At 45.8% G+C, this 1,036-nt stretch carries 1 protein-coding gene and 1 pseudogene; both read left to right on the top strand.

Annotated elements, in window-relative coordinates; genetic code table 11:
• The first annotated feature begins 125 nt into the window (after nt 1-125).
• Nucleotides 126-761 carry a methylamine dehydrogenase accessory protein MauD gene (gene mauD / locus B3O33_RS12980; RefSeq protein ID WP_292360732.1) on the top strand — a complete coding sequence of 212 codons (636 nt, stop codon included), beginning with the start codon at nt 126-128 and terminating at the stop codon, nt 759-761.
• 43 nt (nt 762-804) lie between these two features.
• Nucleotides 805-1,036: pseudogene (locus B3O33_RS12975) on the top strand (methylamine dehydrogenase (amicyanin) light chain); the annotation flags it as partial.

Genomic DNA, 1,036 nt, shown 5'->3' with positions numbered 1-1,036 from the left:
TCCTGGGTGATGGGATTGGCTGCAGCAGTGATGCTCACCCTTCTTTATTTGGCAGCCGATTTAATTGTTGGTCTTCCAGCTACTCGCACTAACAAACTTTAGACTTAATTTAAGGAAATACTGAAATGAATGTTGAATTTCTTATTGCATCAAATGTTCTGCTTTGGGGAGCTTTTTTAGCACTAGCTGCACTTATGCTTGGTGTCATTCGTCAGATAGGGCTACTACATGAAAGGTCAGCTCCATTAGGCGCGATGATGATCGATCATGGTCCTGATATTGGTGAGCGTTCCCCCGTCTTTAATGTAACAACCATTGACGAGAAACCATTACTGGTCGGTCGTGCTATCACTCCCGGGCGTGCGAGCTTATTAATGTTTACAGGCCCATCTTGTCCAGTCTGCGCGAAATTATTGCCCATTATTCGCTCAGTAGCAGCAGCTGAAGGAACAGATGTCATTTTGATAAGTGATGGCACCCAAGCCGAGCATCGGGAGTTTTTGAAGAATCATCCACTTCAAGGTGAGCGCTACGTTGTATCTGCCGAAATTGGCATGCGTTATCAAGTTTCCAAAGTACCTTACGGCGTCCTGCTTGACCAAGATGGCGTCATTCAATCTAAAGGTCTTTGTAACACCCGTGAACATGTAGAAAGTTTGTTTGAAGCCATTCGTCTTGGTCACTCTTCATTACAGAGCTTCATGCAAGAAGGCACAGCAGCCCCTGCAGCAAGCTTAGGCAAAGAAACACACGTACATTAACCGGTGAATCAACAGTTATTAAGAACTAACGGAGAGAATAGAAATGAAAAAAAATAAAGGTTTTGACTCTACTATGGAGAAGCTGGCCAGAGGCACTGCCAGTAAAACAGGCCGTCGTGGTTTTATCGGCAAACTCGGTGGGTTTATTGTCGGTGCAGGATTACTGCCCCTACTGCCGGTGGACCGCCGTGGACGAATGAAAGAAGCTAATGCGGCCACAACTGGCACCATGGACAGAAGTGGTTTTCAACCCCAGGATCAAGATACTCAAGCCT

This window comes from Methylophaga sp. UBA1464 (assembly GCF_002325665.1).
In the GTDB taxonomy this organism is placed as follows: domain Bacteria; phylum Pseudomonadota; class Gammaproteobacteria; order Nitrosococcales; family Methylophagaceae; genus Methylophaga.
This window is presented reverse-complemented; position numbering and strand designations above follow the sequence as displayed.

Excerpts from the sequence above, each read along its gene's own strand:
- mauD (WP_292360732.1), top strand. The coding sequence starts at position 126 with ATGAATGTTGAATTTCTTATTGCATCAAATGTTCTGCTTTGGGGAGCT.